The sequence below is a fragment of the Cognatundibacterium curvum genome (genome assembly GCF_014284235.1).
In the GTDB taxonomy this organism is placed as follows: domain Bacteria; phylum Pseudomonadota; class Gammaproteobacteria; order Burkholderiales; family Burkholderiaceae_D; genus Undibacterium; species Undibacterium curvum.
In genome coordinates this window covers 171192-189621 of the sequence record NZ_JACOGD010000001.1, presented here as the reverse complement: position 1 = coordinate 189621, position 18430 = coordinate 171192, and the positions used below count along the sequence as shown (strand labels likewise).

Genomic DNA, 18430 nt, shown 5'->3' with positions numbered 1-18430 from the left:
ACGCTTTGACATGCAAAGGCAGATTTATACCGTCAGTACTTCTTTTTCTTTGTCTGCCAGCAGTTTATCCACTTCAGCGACAAATTTATCTGTCAGCTTCTGGATATCATCCTGTGAGCGGCGCTCATCATCTTCCGAGCACTCTTTTTCCTTGAGCATTTTTTTCAGGGATTCATTGGCATCGCGACGGATATTACGAATCGCAATTTTCGCGCCTTCGCCTTCGGTCTTGACCAGCTTGACCATTTCTTTACGACGCTCTTCAGTCAGAGGCGGCGTAGGTACACGGATCATGTCGCCCTGGCTGGATGGGTTCAGACCCAGATCGGAATCACGAATCGCTTTTTCTATCGTGCTCAGCATCTTCTTTTCCCAAGGCTGCACACCGATGGTACGCGCATCAATCAGCGTCACATTGGCAACCTGGGTAATATTCGTCGGGGAACCATAATAGTCCACCATGACGTGATCGAGAATACCTGTGTGCGCACGACCAGTACGCACCTTACCCAGATCTGCTTTGAGAGTCTCTATCGACTTCTGCATCCTTTGATCGGTATTTTTTTTAATATCTGCTACGGACATACTTACCTCCAAACATCAGTGCGGGAATCATTTGTCATCCCGCACAGGAAATTGATTAATGCAAAAGCCAGAATTATACGTGTACTAATGTGCCTTCGTCTGCACCCAGGATCACATTCTTTAATGCGCCTGGTTTCACGATAGAAAACACTTTGATCGGCAGCTTCTGGTCGCGGCACAGTGCGAATGCAGTCGCATCCATCACCTGCAGATGACGGGAGATAGCCTCATCAAAAGAAATAGTAGAAAAACGGGTCGCATTCGGATCTTTCTTCGGATCAGCAGTGTAAACACCGTCTACTTTAGTCGCTTTCAACACGATTTCTGCACCGATTTCAGAGCCACGCAGTGCTGCCGCGGTATCTGTGGTGAAGAAAGGATTACCGGTACCGGCCGCGAACACGACGACTTTACCTTCTTCCAGGTATTGCAGTGCTTTAGGGCGCACATAAGGCTCTACTACCTGCTCGATACCAATCGCAGACATCACGCGAGCAGTCAGGCCAACCTGACGCATCGCGTCAGCCAGCGCCAGAGAATTCATGACGGTTGCCAGCATACCCATGTAGTCTGCTGTCGCGCGATCCATGCCTTGTGCACCAGGTGCCACACCACGGAAAATATTGCCGCCACCAATCACAATCGCCAGCTCCACGCCCATGCGGGACACTTCAGCAACGTCTGCCACCATACGTTCTATCGTTGCACGATTGATGCCAAATGGATCATCGCCCATCAGGGCTTCGCCGGAGAGCTTCAAGAGCACACGCTTATACGCAGGTTTTGTCATGACAGGACTCCTTCAAATATTAAAAAATAAAAACAAAAATAAACTTGCTGATTTGCTTTGAACACCGGGTAACACCTGAGCTATCAAGATGTACAAGGCAAATTAGCCTGTCTGACCTGCATAATTGCTGAGCTTAAAAAAACGGGCCTTTCGGCCCGTTTTCTTTAATGCCAGATTACGCTTGTTTTGCTGCTGCAACTTGCGCTGCAACTTCAGCTGCGAAATCGTCGACTTTCTTTTCAATGCCTTCACCAACAACAAACATGGTAAATGCTTTGACAGATGCGCCGGATGCTTTGAGCATCTGTTCAACGGTTTGCTTGTCGTTTTTAACGAAAGGCTGGTTCAACAGAGATACTTCTTTCAGGAACTTCTGTACAGAACCTTCTACCATTTTCGCTGCGATATCCGCTGGCTTGCCAGATTCTGCTGCTTTTTGTTCTGCAACTGAACGCTCTTTTTCGATCAGTTCTGCAGGAACCTGTTCTGTAGACAGGGAAACTGGTTTCATCGCAGCGATGTGCATCGCTACGTCTTTACCGATTTGCTCTTCTGCTGCGTCAAACTCAACTACAACACCAATACGTGTGCCGTGCAGGTAAGAAGTCAGTTTGGACTGAGTTTCGAAACGAACGAAACGGCGGATAGACATGTTTTCACCGATTTTACCAACCAGTGCTGCACGTACTTCTTCCACTGTTTTGCCGTCGAGTGGCAATGCGCCCAATGCTGCAACGTCTGCTGGGTTGTGTTCTGCAACCAGTTTGACGCAAGTGTTTGCCAGAGCGATGAAGTCATCGTTCTTAGTCACGAAGTCAGTTTCGCAGTTGATTTCGATCAACGCGCCAACATTACCGGAGATATAGGAAGCAACAACGCCTTCTGCAGTAATACGGGAAGAAGCTTTAGAAGCTTTGCTACCCAGTTTTACACGCAGAATCTCTTCCGCACGGTCCATATCACCATCAGCCTCTGTCAATGCTTTTTTGCATTCCATCATAGGGGCATCAGTCTTTGCGCGCAGTGCGCCAACCATCGCTGCTGTAATCGCTGCCATGTCATTCTCCTAATTCATTAGTGCCAACGGACACTGATCATCAAATTTAGTTTAAAAAAAAGGGCGAACGATCGTTGCCCCATTTTTTCCCTGATCTGCCGCAACAGATCAGGGTGATTCAGCTGAACAAAATTACGCTTGTTCTACTTCTACGAACTCGTCAGAACCTGGTTTAACAGCTTCCAGAACTTCGTTAACTGCGTTTGCACGGCCTTCCAGGATTGCATCTGCAACGCCACGAGCGTACAGAGCGATTGCTTTGGAAGAGTCATCGTTACCAGGGATAACATAAGTTACGCCTTCTGGGGAGTGGTTAGTATCAACCACGCCGATAACTGGGATACCCAGTTTAGCTGCTTCAGTGATCGCGCCTTTGTGGTAACCAACGTCAACCACGAAAATTGCGTCAGGGATGCCGCCCATATCCTTGATACCGCCGATGGATTTTTGCAGCTTGATCATTTCACGCTGGAACATCAGAGCTTCTTTTTTAGACAGCTTTTCTACGGAGCCGTCTTCGATAGCTACTTCCATTTCTTTCAGACGCTTGATGGAGGTTTTGACAGTTTTGAAGTTTGTCAACATACCGCCCAACCAACGCTGGTCAACGAAAGGCATACCTGCGCGCTGCGCTTCAGCCGCGATGATTTCACGCGATTGACGCTTAGTACCAACCAGCAGAATTGTGCCGCGGTTAGCGGACAATTGACGGATGTACTTCATCGCTTCCTGGTACATAGACAGAGTCTTTTCCAGGTTGACGATATGAATCTTGTTGCGATGGCCGAAAATGAACGGTGCCATTTTTGGGTTCCAAAAACGGGTTTGGTGACCAAAGTGCACACCAGCTTCCAGCATTTCACGCATTGTTACGGACATAATAACTCCAGGGTTAGGTCTTGAATCCAGTCAGTGATCCAGGTAATACCTGAACACCCTTTCAGACCGGATTCGATTAATAAAAAATGATTAACTTGCACAGATTTTTTAATGCCAATACAAGCTAACCATCTATTCTACTATGAAAACATTGCTTTCCTCAAGCATCCTGTCATCGCAAACAGGACGACAGGGGCGCAGCTCGTCTATAATGAAGCCCCAATGCTTTCTCCGAGGAATGTTTTAAGAACATTTCCAGAGCGCAGCAATCCCAACACTTTTTCAAAATAACAAAAATCCGTATGGACTCCATTTCTATTAAATCCGCCGAAGATATCGCAGGCATGCGCATTGCAGGCAAATTAGCCTCCGAAGTACTGGATTACATTACGCCTTTCGTTAAACCCGGCGTGACCACTGAGGAATTAGACCGCCTTTGCCATGAATATATGGTGAATGTGCAGGGCACTATCCCGGCGCCGCTGAACTACTGCCCGCCTGGTTACACACCTTACCCAAAAGCGATCTGCACCTCGGTCAATGACGTGATTTGCCACGGCATCCCAAATGCCAAGGCACTCAAAAACGGCGACGTGGTCAATCTTGACATCACTGTCATCAAGGACGGCTATCACGGCGATACCAGCCGCATGTTTTTTATCGGCGAACCCTCCATCCTGGCGCGCCGCCTGTCACAGATCACCTATGAATGCCTGTGGATAGGCATCGCCAAGGTCAAACCCGGCGTTCATCTGGGCGATATCGGCTATGCGATACAGCAGCACGCAGAAAAAGCCGGCTACAGCGTAGTCCGTGAATTCTGCGGCCACGGCATAGGCAAGGTCTTCCATGAAGCGCCGCAAGTTATGCACTATGGCAAACCGGGCACCATGGAAAAACTGGAAGCCGGCATGATCTTCACGATAGAACCGATGATTAATGCGGGCAAAAAAGAAATCAAGGTCATGCCAGACGGCTGGACAATCAAAACCAAGGATCGCAGCCTGTCAGCACAATGGGAACACACCATACTGGTCACCGAAACCGGCTTTGAAGTACTGACTATGTCTGAAGGCTATCCAGCGCTGCCGGATTTCATCAAACTGGCCTGAGATCCCGACGATGAGCACTCCTATGCTGGCATTCAAGGACAAACTGAAAAGTGCGCAGGCGGAAGTCATACAGCGCTTTAAAGAACAGGAAAAAGCAGAGCAGCTACTACAGGATCTGTGTAAAAACGTGGACCAGACCCTGACTGAAATCTGGCGTCATTTTGCCCTGCCCAAGGAATGCTCATTAGTCGCCGTCGGCGGTTATGGCCGTGGTGAACTGTTCCCCTACTCCGATGTGGATGTACTGATACTGCTGCAAACCCAGCCCGACAGTGCACTCAAAGAGAAACTGGAAAACCTGGTGCAATTGCTGTGGGACATAGGCCTGGATATAGGACACAGCATACGTACCGTCGAAGAATGCCTGCAAGAGTCAGCCGCCGATATCACCGTCCAGACCAGCCTGCTGGAAGCCAGACTGGTGACCGGCAGCCGGAAATTATTTCGCGAATTACAGCAGGATTATCTGGCGGCGATGCAGCCGCAAAAATTTTTCCAGGCCAAACTGCTGGAACTGCAGCAGCGCCACGTGAAGTATGAAGACACGCCTTACAGTCTGGAACCAAACTGCAAGGAAAGCCCGGGCGGCCTGCGTGATTTGCAGGTCATACTTTGGGTGGCAAAGGCTGCCAATCTGGGTAATTCCTGGCATGAACTGGCTAAGCGCGGACTGATTACCGATACCGAAGCACGTCAGTTGAAGCGCAATGAACGCGCCTTCAAAGACATACGCATACGCCTGCATTTGCACGCCAAACGGCGCGAAGACCGCCTGATTTTCGATATACAGGCACCGATCGCGGAAAGCTTTGGCTTTAAAACCACGGAATCACGCCGCGCCAGCGAATACCTGATGCAGCGTTACTACTGGGCGGCCAAGGCAGTCACACAACTGAACCAGATTTTGCTGCAAAACATAGAAGCCGTGCTGTTCCCACAAGACAGTACAGCAAGGCCCATCCATGCGCGCTTTAATGAAGTCAATGGCTTCATCGATATCGCAGCGGACGACACCTTTGAATCGCATCCCTCTGCGGTGCTGGAAGTGTTTTTGGTACTGGCCCAGCATAGCGAACTCAAGGGCATGACTGCGCGCACCCTGCGTGCGCTATGGCATGCGCGCCTGCTGATGGATGCTGAATTCCGCCATAATATTTTCAACCGTGCGCTGTTTTTACAGATACTGCAATCGCCGCGCGGCATCACCCATGCGCTGCGCCGCATGAATCAGATGAGCATATTGGGCCGTTACCTGCCCAATTTCCGCCGCATCATAGGCCAGATGCAGCATGACTTATTCCATGCCTATACCGTAGATCAGCACATCCTGATGGTGGTACGCAATCTGCGCCGCTTCACCATGCCTGAACATGCGCATGAATATCCGTTCTGCAGCCAGTTAATGGCGAATTTCAATGAACCCTGGGTACTCTACATCGCCGCTCTGTTCCATGATATTGCCAAGGGACGCGGCGGCGATCACTCGGTGCTGGGAATGGCTGATGCCAAGAAATTCTGTTACGACCATGGTTTGACGCGTGCCAATACCGAGCTGGTGGTCTTCCTGGTGCAAAACCATCTGACCATGTCTCAGGTCGCGCAAAAACAGGACTTATCCGATCCCGACGTGGTGCAGCATTTCGCCAGCCTGGTCAAGGATGAGCGCCATCTGACCGCACTGTATTTGCTGACAGTCTGCGATATCCGTGGCACCAGCCCGAAAGTGTGGAATGCCTGGAAAGGCAAGCTGCTGGAAGACTTATACAAAATGACCCTGCGCGTATTGGGTGGGGAAATGCCGTCCAAAGACCGCGAACTCAAAAACCGCCAGGAAGATGCGCTCAAAGCCTTACGCCTGGCCGGTATCGCACCGAACGCACACGAGGAATTCTGGAAGCAGCTCGATGTCGCCTATTTCCTGCGCCATGACGCCTCAGACATCGCCTGGCAAACCCGGGTCCTGCATGATAAAACCCATGCCAGCCATCCCGTCGTCAAATGCAGATTATCACCGATAGGCGAAGGCTTGCAGGTCACAGTCTATGTCAAGGACCAGGCGGATTTGTTTGCGCGCATCTGCAATTATTTTGACGGTAAAAATTTCGGCATTCTGGATGCCAAAATTCATACCTGCAGCAATGGCTATGCGCTCGATACCTTCCTGGTCATCGAACCCAGCTTTGCCAATCAATACCGCGACATCATTAACCTCATCGAGCATGAACTCAGTGAAATCCTGACCCATCAGACCCCGCTGTCAGCGCCGAACCGCGGACGCCTGTCGAGAATGTCGCGCAACTTCCCGATCACACCCAGCGTGGATTTACGCCCCGATGATAAGGGGCAGTATTACCTGTTATCGATATCGGCGAATGACAGAAATGGTCTGTTGTACGCGATTGCGAATGTACTCACCAAGTACAAAATCAATCTGCATACCGCCAAGATCATGACCCTGGGCGAACGCGTGGAAGACGTATTCATCGTTGACGGCGCTGCTTTACAAGGCGCCAGAACCCAGATTCAGTTTGAAGCGGAGTTGCTCGATGCATTACGCATCTGAGGTTTTACAGCCTGATCGACGCGGCACTCCGTTACAATGCGGACCTGACGCATTTCAGCAAATCCATTAGCCAAACTGAGCCAAAACAAGCCACGACAAGCCACGACCAGCTAATGCAAACAAATATAAGTAACTACCAGCCACTATAAGCAACACATGACAGACTTAATCAGATTATCAAAACGCATGTCCGAACTCGGACTTTGTTCACGCCGCGAAGCCGATGAATGGATCGCCAAGGGCTGGGTCCGGGTCGATGGCAAAATTGTGTCCGAACTCGGCAGCAAAGTTTTACCCCATCAAAAAGTCAGCGTAGAACGCCAGGCCGCCGCCGAACAATCCAAGCGCGTCACCATCTTAATCAATAAGCCGGTAGGCTATGTCAGTGGCCAGGCCGAAGACGGCTACACGCCTGCAGTCGGGCTGATCAAGCCAGAAAACCGCTGGTCCGAAGACACGGTCGACACCGTGTTCCACCCTACTCAGCTACGCAGCCTGGTGCCTGCCGGCCGCCTGGATATCGACTCCGTGGGCTTACTGGTATTGACGCAGGACGGCCGTATCGCCAAACACCTGATCGGTGAAACCACGGTTGTGGAAAAAGAATACCTGGTACGCGTACAGTACAGCAAACCGGGTCGCCTGCCAGCCGAAGACCTGAAACGCCTGAACCATGGCTTGTCGCTGGACGGTAAAAAGCTGTTACCCGCCAAAGTCAGCTGGCAAAATGAAGATCAGCTCAATTTCATCCTGAAAGAAGGCAAAAAACGCCAGATCCGCCGCATGTGCGAAATGGTCGGTCTGCGTGTATTGGGTCTGAAACGGGTACGCATAGGTAAAGTCAAACTCGGCAAATTACCTGAAGGCCAATGGCGCTATCTGCGTGAAGATGAGGTTTTCTGATCAGCCGTCCAACACGTTCATGTGTTTAAGCTGTGTAGGGCGCATCGAGATGCGCCCTACTGGCTCTACTCTTGTTACGAAAACAGAGAGAGCGGTAGCGATGAGTTTTTCCAGAACTCGATATTCTGCTTAAAGTATTCCAAACCACGCGGCGTGAAATCGGAAGCCCTGCACTGTCCATAAATTTCCAAAAACCAGGCAACGCAGCGGCGCTCCTCCGGGTTCATACATTTATAGAATTCAACTCTGGGTTCCCAACCTTCACTAAAGTCGCCGCTGCACATAAAAAGTTCACGACCGATATCCACCAGGATATTCTGGTCCAATGACGGTGGTAAAATTAAGACATCTGCAATGTCCATCGTATAATTTTCCCCGACTCCCTCGGAAAGCAGGATTGTTGCATACTTTAAATGAGCAGGAAAATAATACTTAAGAATATTTAAGGGTATGTAGCGCACCCAAAGAATAAAAGACATATTCAATTCAGCGGAATTTAAGCGTTTTCCAATAACTTCGCTCCATATTTTTCCCTTGCATAACACACGAAATTCACTTTCAAAACTACTATCACGCATGCCTGGAATGTCGGGTATCGGATAGTTAGGGAAAACGCGATGAACATGGTCTTCAAATCTTAGAATTGAAGAATAGAGTCCGGTAGTCGTGTAAATTTTTTTTTCTATTTCTGACATTGCTGATTCCTTGCTTTATTCTCTCTCAAAGGCACACCCCGTAGGGCGCATCGCGATGCGCCACCCGCTCTACAATTCGTTCCGCCTTACTGTACTGGACGAGTAATTGCAGAGCATTACTTTCCTGCTTTCTGCGCATAACAAAAATGCTTCAGGTCTTCAGCTTTTGAAAGGTAATAGTCGCTACCGTGATCATCTTCCGTTTTTTCGAATGGTGATGATGTTGCCAGACGAATGATTTCATCGCATTTGGCAATCGTCCGTTCATAATCTTTCATCCACTCGGCCAAAAATTGAGCAGTGCTTAAGTAGGGCCTCAACATCCCCACGCCAGCTTGCTCACCCATTTCATAGTAATGCAAAGCCTGTTCGATGTTTTGTTCAAAAAAATAGGTCTTACCTATAAATTGAAGAAGCATGGCTATTTGCGTCGGAACGATGGAAGGATTCAGCATGCACGCCTGCAAATCTGATCTCGCAGCAGGGTAATCGCGCGCTGCTATATGAGCGCCGTAAGCGCGATAGTGAATATCTTCTGAAAAAAGCATGGCTCCACCTCAGCATTTAAACAGTTAACGGGAGGGCCCGCATTGCAAGGTTATAGCCCGTTGTCGGCCCAAATGTGGCAATCAACATTGTCTCCCCCGTGGAAATTTTGGTCACACCACTCTATGTCTATCTCGAATTGGTTCAAGCAATACTCAGCGTCGCCACAAAGGACAACACCACTGAGATGTACTGTCAATAAGGCCGAAAGGTTTACCCCGTAAGGCGCATCGCGATGCGCCCAACCTGTGCTACCGCTGCTTCGCACGGCGCAATAGATGGCGCACATTGCACCCACAATTTGTTCGGCCTCGGGGCCATAACACAATCTACTCTTGTTTCGAAAACAGAGAGAGCGGTAGCGATGAGTTTTTCCAGAACTCGATATTCTGCTTAAAGTATTCCAAACCACGCGGCGTGAAATCGGAAGCCCTGCACTGTCCATAAATTTCCAAAAACCAGGCAACGCAGCGGCGCTCCTCTGGGTTCATACATTTATAGAATTCAACTCTAGGCTCCCAACGCTCACTTAAGTCGCCGCAGGTCATTAAAAGCTCGTGATCAATATCCTTCAGGATATCCGGGTCCAATGACGGTGGTAACACCAAGGCATCTGCGATGTCCATCGGATAATTTATGATGGAACCTCCCGAAAGCAGGATTGCAGCATACATCAAATGAGCAGGAAAATAATACTTAAGGATATTTAACGGTACATAACACACCCAAGACATGAAAGTCGAATTCAATTCATCGACGTTTAAACGTTTTCCGATAACATCGCTCCATATTTTCCCCTTGCACAACACCCGAACTCCACTTTCAAAACTGGTGCCACCCATGTCTTGAATGTCAGGTATTGCGTGTTTGGGGAATACACGATGAATGTCGTCTTCAAATCTTGCAATTGAGCTATAGGGTATGGAATTTCGGCTGGATTTGTTTTCTATTTCTGCCATGGCTGAGTCCTTGCTTTATTCTCTCTCAAAGGCGCCGCCGAAGGGCGCATCGCGATGCGCCGCATTTGACTGTTTGGCATAGCGACCGTCCGGTATAGCTTCTTCAATCGGGTCTCAGATTGTTCTTGCTGGACCATGCATCGCTTGGCAGAAGCAAGCTTTTATCCTCACCATTGGACAGCAGGCGTTTTGATCAGTCTTGATGATATTTGCGATTCCATACGGCGCATCGCGATGCGCCCTACTGGCTACAATTCGTTCCGCCTTACGGTCTTTTGACCAAGTACCGTTGTGCCTTCGACGTTCAGTTGCACATCATCGCCCCAGTGCACAATTGCCAACAGGATTCTGCCTGTCGCACCTGCTAGTTATCTTCGACTAAATATTTCTTAAGTCTGATTTTTACATTGGATAAACCAAGTTCGTGATCGCTAAATGCTTTTTCACGACGAATTCGATCTGCATCATCAGTTAAGATAATTGATTTATCAAAAAGAATACCGTATAGGAAGACATGATATTCATCTTCAGTTTCTCGAGTTTGTTTTGCAATTACGACCCCACCAATGGTACCTCCCTTGTCATCCTTTGTTATTTTTGGCAAATAAACAAAATCCATTTCCAAACGAAAGCCGGATAGAATTTCTGTTTTCTTACTACTCTTAAACTCAAAACCAAGCTTACGATATTCTTCAATAACTGTCGTTAGCAATTCATTGAACTCGATCCCCGTAAAAATGGTTTTCCTGGATACAGGTTTAGTAGCGTCAACGCTTTGGACAGTCATCAACATTCCTATCAGTAGCAACAGACCAACGAGATGACGTCGAATAGGCAGAAAATTAAGCATGTTACTTTCCTATCGGTTGTTTCATTTTCTAAAAACACCTCGCAAAACATATACGCGATACTCATAGGCCATTGATTGAAGTAAGCCCATGCGGCGCATCGCGATGCGCCCTACCTGTACTTTAGCTACCACCTATCTGGGACTAAATATTTGTCAAGTCTGATTTTTACATTGGATAACCCAAGTTTCTGATCACTAAATGCTTTGACACGACGAACTTGATCTGCATCATCCGATATAATAATTGAATCATTAAATTGAAAACCGTGTAGATTGACATAATATAAAATCTCATCTCCTTGTATCTGTTTTAAAATTACCACCCGACAGAATGTCCCCCCCTGGTCATCCTTTGTTATTCTTGGTAAATAGTCGAAATAAACTTCCAAAACGAAGCCGAATGGAATTTCCGTTTTCTTACTACTCTTAAACTCAAAACCAAGCTTACGATATTCTTCAATGATTGTCGTTTGCAATTCATTGAACTCTATCCCTTTAAAAATGGTTTTCCTGGATACAGGTTTAGTAGCGTCAACGCTTTGGACAGTCATCAACATTCCTATCAGTAGCAACAGACCAACGAGATGGCGTCGAATAGGCTGAAAATTAAGCATGTTACTTTCCTATCGGTTGTTTCATTTTCTAAAAACACTTCGCAAAACATATACGCGATACTCATCGGCCATTGATTGAAGTAAGCCCATGCGGCACATCGCGATGCGCCCTACCTTTGCGGGTATTGGTAAGCCACCTGCCCCGAGCTTTATTCGCTGCCATCCTCACCCGCCCCACTCGCACTGTCGATCAGCATTTGTGCCTGCAGTTCAGGCATTTGCTCGACTTGCTTGAGCTTGCGGGTCATCTGACGGGTTCTGACTTCGGCCTGGTCGATATTTTTGGCGGCGCGCTCCAGTGTTGACTTCGTCGCTGCCAGCACTTCACCGAATTTACCGAATTCCGTTTTGACGGCACCCAGCACTTGCCATACTTCGGAAGAACGTTTTTCCAGTATCAATGTGCGGAAGCCCATCTGCAGGCTGTTCAGCAAAGCGGATAAAGTCGAGGGTCCGGCCACGGAAACGCGGAAACTGCGCTGCAAATCATCAGCCAGTCCGGGGCGGCGCATGACTTCGGCATACAAGCCTTCGGTCGGTAAAAACAGGATGGCGAAATCGGTTGTCAAAGGGGGGGATACGTATTTCTCAGCAATGGTCTTAGCTTCAATGCGTATGCTGCGCTCCAGCTCTTTGCCAGCCAGCGCCACACCTTCTGCATCGGCCCGTTCGGCGGCATCTAACAGACGCTCGTATTGCTCTTTAGGGAATTTGGCATCGATAGGCATCCATACCGGCGCCCTGCCTTCTTCTTTGCCGGGCAGCTTGACGGCAAATTCAACCCGCTCGCCGGAACCCGGCACGGTTTCTACATTCTTTGCATACTGATCGGGTGTCAGCATCTGTTCCAGCACCATTTCCAGCTGCACTTCGCCCCAGGTACCACGGGTTTTGACATTGGTCAGCACCCGCTTCAGGTCACCCACACCGATTGCCAGTTGCTGCATTTCGCCCAGACCCTGATGCACTTTTTCCAGACGATCAGAAACCAGCTTAAACGATTCACCCAGCCGCTGCTCCAGCGTGGCATGCAGTTTCTCATCCACGGTTTTGCGCATCTCTTCGAGTTTGCTGCTGTTTTCAGCCTGTAGTTGCTGTATCTTTTGTTCCAGCGTGCTGCGGATTTCCTGCATGCGCTGTGCGTTAGATTCGGTCAGCTGATCGATGCGCTGCGCCAGGGTATCGGCCATCTGCTTCAGGCTGGCGGTCTGTTCTTCGCGTCCGCCCTGGCTTTGCAGCAGCATGGTTTGACGTAATTGCTCCAGTTGTTGCGCGAAGCTGTCCAGCTGCCCTTTTTGCAAACCCGCGCCCTGGGCCAGTTGCTGTACCAAAGCCTGCTGCAGCCGGGCCAGATTACTGCCCATTTCCTGACGTCCCGCCAGCGCAGTGGACTGCAATTGCTCACGCAGTGAGCGTTCTGTTCTTTCCTGACTTTGCAACTGCTGTAATTGTGCCTGCTGCAAATAAGCCTGCAAAGCTTGCAGCTCCGTGCCCAACGTTGCATTACCAGCCTTGCCTTGTCTGAGCAAGAGCAGAATTAACAAGCCCAGCACGCATAACAAGCCGAGTAAGAGCGCCCAATCCATCCACACCATTGTTGTCATAGGCCTTATCCGGGTGTATTCCGCATCCAGTCGGCGGTTTGAAAGAAGGAATTCATCAAGTGCAGTTGCAGCTCTTCAGCGATGCCCACATCCTGCATCGCCCAGGCCATACAACGCAGCCATTGATCACGCTCACTGACGCCGATAGCGAATGGCAAATGGCGCGCACGCAAACGCGGATGACCAAACTGACTGATATACAAATCCGGGCCACCCATCCAGCCCGACAAGAACCAGAATAATTTGTCACGCGAACCATCGGTCGGAGTCGGATGCATGGCGCGTATGCCTGCAAATTCCGGCTCCAGCTCCATCAGGTCATAAAAGCGATCGACCATTTGCCGCAGCGGCTCAGCACCGCCTATGCGTTGATACAGGGTGACGGTCTGTTCTTCTTGCACATCACCTTGCCCATCATTTTGCTGATGACTGTTTTGTTCTGTTGTCATACTTCTTTTTTTGACTTTCCTGCTAATTTTTAAACGTTGATTCTTTGCGATTCGGTTCAGGATTCACGCAAGCTGATGATGGGGGCCTGTCTGAGCACATGCCGTAGGCCCAGCCAGCCGCCAGTCACAGCGCAGCCCGCACCTAAGGCAGCACCGGCCAGCCAGACCCAGGGCGAGAATTGCCACTCAAACTGAAAACTATAGGTGGCCAGCGTCCAGCCTATCGCCGTCGCTCCAGCGGCCGCCAACACCCCGGCCAGACTACCGATGAGTAAGAACTCTATCCACTGCGCGCGTGACAATTGCTGGCGCGTCGCCCCCAAAGCACGCAGTAAAGCAGCTTCGCGCATACGTACATCCTGAGTACCGGCTAAGGCGGCATACAAAACCAGTACGCCTGCCAACAAGGTGAAGGCAAACAGGAATTCCACGGCTGTCACCACCTGATCAAGCACAGCCTGCAATTGCCGTATCATGGCGCCCACATCGACGATTGTCAGATTCGGGAATTGCGCCGTCATTTTCTGTATCAGGCTTTGGTCGGAAGCTGGCAAATGAAAAGCGGTAATCCAGGTCTGCGGCATATCCTGCATAGCAGCCGGATTGATGATGACGAAAAAGTTGACCCGCATCGAACCCCAGTCCAGCTTGCGCAGGCTGGTCACGGTCACGGTGGTTTGCTGACCTGCCACATCAAAGCTCAGCTGATCGCCGAGTTTCAGACTCAGAGTTTTTGCTATGCCTTCTTCAACCGAGGCTTCTGCGACATTCGCTTTAGATGCATCAAACCACTGACCCGCCGTGATCTTATTGAGTTCCGGCAGATCATCCATGGTCGACAAATTAAACTCTCTGTCTACCAGGCGTTTGGCCTGATCCTGCTCAAAGGTTTCAGCGGTGACTGCCTGTTGGTTAATCGCGACTAAGCGGCCGCGTATCATGGGATAAAAACGCGGTGCCGAGTAAGGCTGCAGCAAGGCGGCGACAGGCTCGCGCTGATCCGGCTGGATATTGATCACGAATTGATTCGGTGCGTCAGCCGGTGTGGATTTTTTCCAGGCAGAGACCAGATCTGAGCGTATCACGGTCAGCAATAACAAGGCCATCAGCCCCAGTGCCAATGCCACCACCTGAATCACGCTGGCACCCGGGCGGCGCTGCAAGGCGCTCACGGCAAAGCGCCAGGAAGCTGAGCTAAACAGATTGCGTGCAGGCTTTAATGCGCTCACGCTGCCCCAGGCAATCAGCGCAAACAGCGCCAGGCCTATCGCATAACCGGCGCTGGTCAGCAAACCCAGCTTGATATCGCCAGTCTGCCACAGCAATAAGCCGACAAACATGAGCAGACCACACAGATAACTGAACCAGGTCACAGGCTGCGGCGCATCCTGATCGCGCCGTATCACGCGGTTATGCGGGATATTCCGCAATTGCAGTACCGGCGGCAAAGCAAAGCCCAGCAACAACACCAGCCCGGTCGCGACGCCCTGCACGGCTGGCAGCAAACTGGCTGCTGGCAGATTTTTCGCGACCAGTGCACCCAGCCACTCCAGCAATACATAGTGACTCAGGAAGCCGAGCAAAATACCGGCCAGACTACCGGCAATACCGACTAATAAAAACTCAATCAAATACAGCCAGGTCACCTGGCTCTGGGTCAGTCCCAGACAACGCAGCATGGCGCAGGCATCCAAATGACGCAACATAAAGCGGCGTGCTGCCATCGCAATTGCCACCGCCGCCAGCATGGCAGACAAAAGACTGACCAGCGATAAAAACTGTTCGGCACGATCCAGCGTCGCGCGCATTTCGGGACGTCCGCTGTCCAGCGATTCCAGCCGTATGCCTTTGAGTGCCTGCTGTTCTATGCGGTTTTTTAATGTTTGCTGAAAAGCCTGGATGACCGCTTTGTCACCCGCCAGCAGCAAACGATAGGTCACGCGCGAGCCATCCTGGATCAGGCCGGTGGCCACCAGATCAGGTAAGGCGATCATCACGCGCGGCGCAAAATTCATGAAACCGGCGCCACGATCAGGTTCATCGCCAATCAGATTTGCTACCTTGAATTCCTTTTCACCCAGTCGCAGCAAGGATCCGGGCTGCACACGCAGCGCGGCCTGCACGGCAGGATCTATCCAAACGGTCCCGGCGGCCGGAATGGTGATGGTCGCGACTTCGCGCTCGCCCTGAAGTAACTTCATCTGCCCACGCAAGGGATAGCCAGCGCTGACCGCCTTGAGCGACACCAGGCGCGTCGCGAGTTGATCACCCTGGCCGCTGATCGCCATACTTGGAAATACTACGGTTTCAGCCAGCTGTAAACCTTGCTGACTGGCTTCCGCCTTCCAGCTGGCCGGGACGGGCTGATCAGCGCTGACCAGTAAATCCGCACCCAGCAACTGATGCGCATCTCTGGCCAGGCCATTGCGCATGCGGTCAGTGAAAAAACCGACGGCACTCAGCGCACCAACCGCGATCATCAAAGCCACCAGCAAGAAGCGCAATTCGCCCGCACGCCAGTCGCGTAAAGTCATACGCCAGGAGATCAACCACATACCAGTTTCCTATCTGTTTCCTACATGGACTAAGCGAACTCAGCGAACAAGGCTGAACACAGCCTGTGCACAGGCTGCACGGCTTTAAAATGCGTTGAGCGCCTGGCTGAAGTCCGCCAGCAAATCATCACGATCCTCGATACCGACCGAAACACGGATCAGTGAATCGGCAATGCCCATTTCTGCACGGCGGGCCGGACCCATTTCAAAGAAAATGGTGTGTGCTACCGCAATTATCAAGCTGCGGGTATCGCCTAAATGGGTGGCATGGATAGCCAGTTTCAAATGCTGCAGGAAATCGAAGCAGTCGATTTCTGGCTTCAGTTCGAAACTGAGTAAAGCGCCATAAGCACGGAACAATTCAGTGGCCAGCGCATGCTGGGGATGGCTGGGCAGACCAGGATAGTGCACCACCGCGACCCGCTCATCTTCGTGCAGCAAGGTCGCCAGCGCCAGTGCATTGGCCGATTCACGCTCCATGCGCAAGGCCAGGGTTTCTGCACCGACTGCGATCTGATGCGCCGCATCCGGTGACAGGCTGGCACCAAAATCACGCAAGGCCTTGGCGCGGATTTGCGACATGCCCTGCATGGCGGATGCCTGCTGGCGGAAATTATCGGCAATATTCGGATAGCTGGCCCAGTCAAACAGACCGGTATCACTGATCGCACCACCCAGTACATTGCCATGTCCAGCGATAGACTTGGTGAGCGAGTTAATCACCAGCCCGGCACCCACCGCTTTGGGACGGAATAAATACGGTGAGGTCATGGTGTTATCGACCACGAACAGGATGCCACGCGCACGGCACAATTCACCGATGCGGCGCAAGTCAGCAATCTGGGTGCGTGGATTGGCGATGGTTTCGACAAACACCATGCGGGTTTCAGGACGTAAAGCAGCTTCGACCTGCGCGACATCGGTCGCATCCACCATGGAAACCTGTATGCCTTGCTGGGCCGTGGTTTGCCATACGCTATTGGTATTCCCAAACAGGAAAACCGATGACACCACATGGTCGCCCTGACGCAATAAAGCCTGGAACACCGCGCCGATAGCTGCCATGCCAGTCGCGAAGCAAATGCTGGATACCGCATCTTCCATCTTACTGATTTTTTCTTCTAAGGCAGCGACCGTAGGATTACCCTGACGGCCATAGCGATAACCAGACTGCTTACCTTGAAACACAGCGGCCAGTTCACGCGCATCGCTATAGCCATACATGACGGCGTTATGTACTGGCTTATGCACTGAGCCGTGCTCTATGCTTTTTTGTCTGTCGTTATGCAGGATGGTGGTGGTAAATCCGTAATTGGCTAGATTGCTCATTCTTGACTCTGTTTGGTTTGCGGTCGGCGTTGATTTGAGCCGTCAGACTACACAGCGCGTGCAGCAAACGGCATAAAAGCGGTGTTTCAAGCGTGCAGTGTACCGCATTGCCCTGCCCCTTACTATTCCGCCCCAGGATGGCGCAGCACTTTTGGTCTTGTTCCGCCTGTGCACTGACTTTAATCAGGTCGAAAGCGCAAAACAAAGGCGGGCAGGCAATTCAGCAGCCGCACCAGCCAGGCCAGGCGTCTTGGAAAGATCAGTGTCGCCTGTTTACTGGCTATCGCTTGCAGTATGCGGCTGGCGGCTTGCTGCTCTGAGCTCAGAAAAGGCTTATGACTGGCATCGCCCTGATTCAGATCGCGCAATTTCTGGGTATCGACATAACCGGGGATGATGGTCGTCACGTGCACACCGAATGGTGCACAGGCACGGCGGTAAGTATCGGCCAGCTGTATCACACTGCGTTTGGTCGCGGCATACACCGAAGCCCCCGGATAGTCTTGCATCAGCCCCGCAATCGAGGCGATTGCCACCAGTTGCCCGCGTCCCTGGCGCAGCATCAGCTCAGACGCTGCCTGAAATGCATGCACCAGGCCGCTGACATTGGTGGCCAGCATGTGTTCAGTCTGTTCCAGGCTGAGCGCCTCTCGCCGTGAATTGACGTAGCTACCGGCGCTGACAATCAGCAGATCCAACCCGGTTGCAGCAAACCCGCTGATCGCAGCACGTACTGCCGCCGCATCCGCAATATCCATCTGCAGATACTGTAAACTCCGATACTGCTGCAATGCCTGCGGGTCCAGCCGTTCAGGGTGCCTGCCCGCCACCGTGACCTGATGACCAGCCTGCAAATAGCTTTGTGCCAGCGCCCAGCCTATGCCTGAAGTCCCGCCAATAATCAGTATCTGTTGACTGTGCTCGCTCATCTGATCAACCC

Annotated in this window: 17 protein-coding genes; 3 read left to right on the top strand and 14 right to left on the bottom strand. The window is 51.0% G+C overall.

What is annotated here, in order from left to right; translation table 11 throughout:
• Nucleotides 1-24: 24 nt before the first annotated feature.
• From frr to rpsB, 4 genes are all read right to left on the bottom strand, one after another.
• Nucleotides 25-585: a ribosome recycling factor gene (frr, locus tag H8K43_RS00875; RefSeq protein WP_186902111.1), complete on the bottom strand. Its 561-nt coding sequence runs from the start codon at nt 583-585 to the stop codon at nt 25-27.
• 73 nt (nt 586-658) lie between these two features.
• On the bottom strand, nt 659-1375 hold the full coding sequence (pyrH, locus tag H8K43_RS00870) for a UMP kinase (RefSeq protein WP_162018442.1): 717 nt from the start codon (nt 1373-1375) through the stop codon (nt 659-661).
• 175 nt (nt 1376-1550) lie between these two features.
• The gene (gene tsf / locus H8K43_RS00865; RefSeq protein WP_162018441.1) at nt 1551-2432 is read right to left on the bottom strand and encodes a translation elongation factor Ts; all 882 of its coding nucleotides are present in this window, start codon (nt 2430-2432) and stop codon (nt 1551-1553) included.
• A 132-nt stretch (nt 2433-2564) separates the two neighbouring features.
• Nucleotides 2565-3311 (bottom strand): 30S ribosomal protein S2, encoded by a 747-nt coding sequence (rpsB, locus tag H8K43_RS00860; RefSeq protein ID WP_162018440.1) that lies wholly within the window; start codon nt 3309-3311, stop codon nt 2565-2567.
• 251 nt (nt 3312-3562) lie between these two features.
• Here rpsB and map point away from each other — a divergent pair, with 251 nt between their 5' ends.
• From map to H8K43_RS00845, 3 genes are all read left to right on the top strand, one after another.
• Nucleotides 3563-4423 carry a type I methionyl aminopeptidase gene (gene map / locus H8K43_RS00855; RefSeq protein ID WP_329604469.1) on the top strand — a complete coding sequence of 287 codons (861 nt, stop codon included), beginning with the start codon at nt 3563-3565 and terminating at the stop codon, nt 4421-4423.
• A 10-nt stretch (nt 4424-4433) separates the two neighbouring features.
• Nucleotides 4434-6986 (top strand): [protein-PII] uridylyltransferase, encoded by a 2553-nt coding sequence (locus tag H8K43_RS00850; RefSeq protein ID WP_186902109.1) that lies wholly within the window; start codon nt 4434-4436, stop codon nt 6984-6986.
• Between the two features lie 156 nt (nt 6987-7142).
• A complete protein-coding gene (locus H8K43_RS00845; RefSeq protein ID WP_162018437.1) occupies nt 7143-7889 on the top strand; it encodes a pseudouridine synthase in 747 nt (248 codons plus the stop codon).
• A gap of 74 nt (nt 7890-7963) precedes the next feature.
• Here H8K43_RS00845 and H8K43_RS00840 read toward each other — a convergent pair whose 3' ends face one another.
• The 10 genes from H8K43_RS00840 to H8K43_RS00795 form a co-directional block, all read right to left on the bottom strand.
• Complete coding sequence (locus tag H8K43_RS00840; protein WP_186902108.1) at nt 7964-8584, bottom strand: hypothetical protein; 621 nt, start codon at nt 8582-8584, stop codon at nt 7964-7966.
• A gap of 116 nt (nt 8585-8700) precedes the next feature.
• Nucleotides 8701-9132 carry a hypothetical protein gene (locus H8K43_RS00835; RefSeq protein ID WP_186902107.1) on the bottom strand — a complete coding sequence of 144 codons (432 nt, stop codon included), beginning with the start codon at nt 9130-9132 and terminating at the stop codon, nt 8701-8703.
• A gap of 327 nt (nt 9133-9459) precedes the next feature.
• Nucleotides 9460-10089, bottom strand: coding sequence for a hypothetical protein (locus H8K43_RS00830; protein WP_186902106.1), 630 nt, complete (start codon nt 10087-10089; stop codon nt 9460-9462).
• Between the two features lie 364 nt (nt 10090-10453).
• A complete protein-coding gene (locus tag H8K43_RS00825; protein ID WP_186902105.1) occupies nt 10454-10939 on the bottom strand; it encodes a hypothetical protein in 486 nt (161 codons plus the stop codon).
• 125 nt (nt 10940-11064) lie between these two features.
• Nucleotides 11065-11490 (bottom strand): hypothetical protein, encoded by a 426-nt coding sequence (locus tag H8K43_RS00820; RefSeq protein WP_186902104.1) that lies wholly within the window; start codon nt 11488-11490, stop codon nt 11065-11067.
• A 212-nt stretch (nt 11491-11702) separates the two neighbouring features.
• Entirely contained in the window at nt 11703-13148 is a 1446-nt protein-coding gene (locus tag H8K43_RS00815) for a DNA recombination protein RmuC (protein WP_408058476.1), read from the bottom strand.
• A 14-nt stretch (nt 13149-13162) separates the two neighbouring features.
• Nucleotides 13163-13606: a group II truncated hemoglobin gene (locus H8K43_RS00810; RefSeq protein WP_186902102.1), complete on the bottom strand. Its 444-nt coding sequence runs from the start codon at nt 13604-13606 to the stop codon at nt 13163-13165.
• A gap of 56 nt (nt 13607-13662) precedes the next feature.
• Nucleotides 13663-16161, bottom strand: coding sequence for an ABC transporter permease (locus H8K43_RS00805; RefSeq protein ID WP_186902101.1), 2499 nt, complete (start codon nt 16159-16161; stop codon nt 13663-13665).
• 84 nt (nt 16162-16245) lie between these two features.
• Nucleotides 16246-17490 carry a cystathionine gamma-synthase family protein gene (locus tag H8K43_RS00800; protein WP_186902100.1) on the bottom strand — a complete coding sequence of 415 codons (1245 nt, stop codon included), beginning with the start codon at nt 17488-17490 and terminating at the stop codon, nt 16246-16248.
• A gap of 179 nt (nt 17491-17669) precedes the next feature.
• The gene (locus H8K43_RS00795; RefSeq protein WP_186902099.1) at nt 17670-18419 is read right to left on the bottom strand and encodes an SDR family NAD(P)-dependent oxidoreductase; all 750 of its coding nucleotides are present in this window, start codon (nt 18417-18419) and stop codon (nt 17670-17672) included.
• Nucleotides 18420-18430 lie beyond the last annotated feature (11 nt).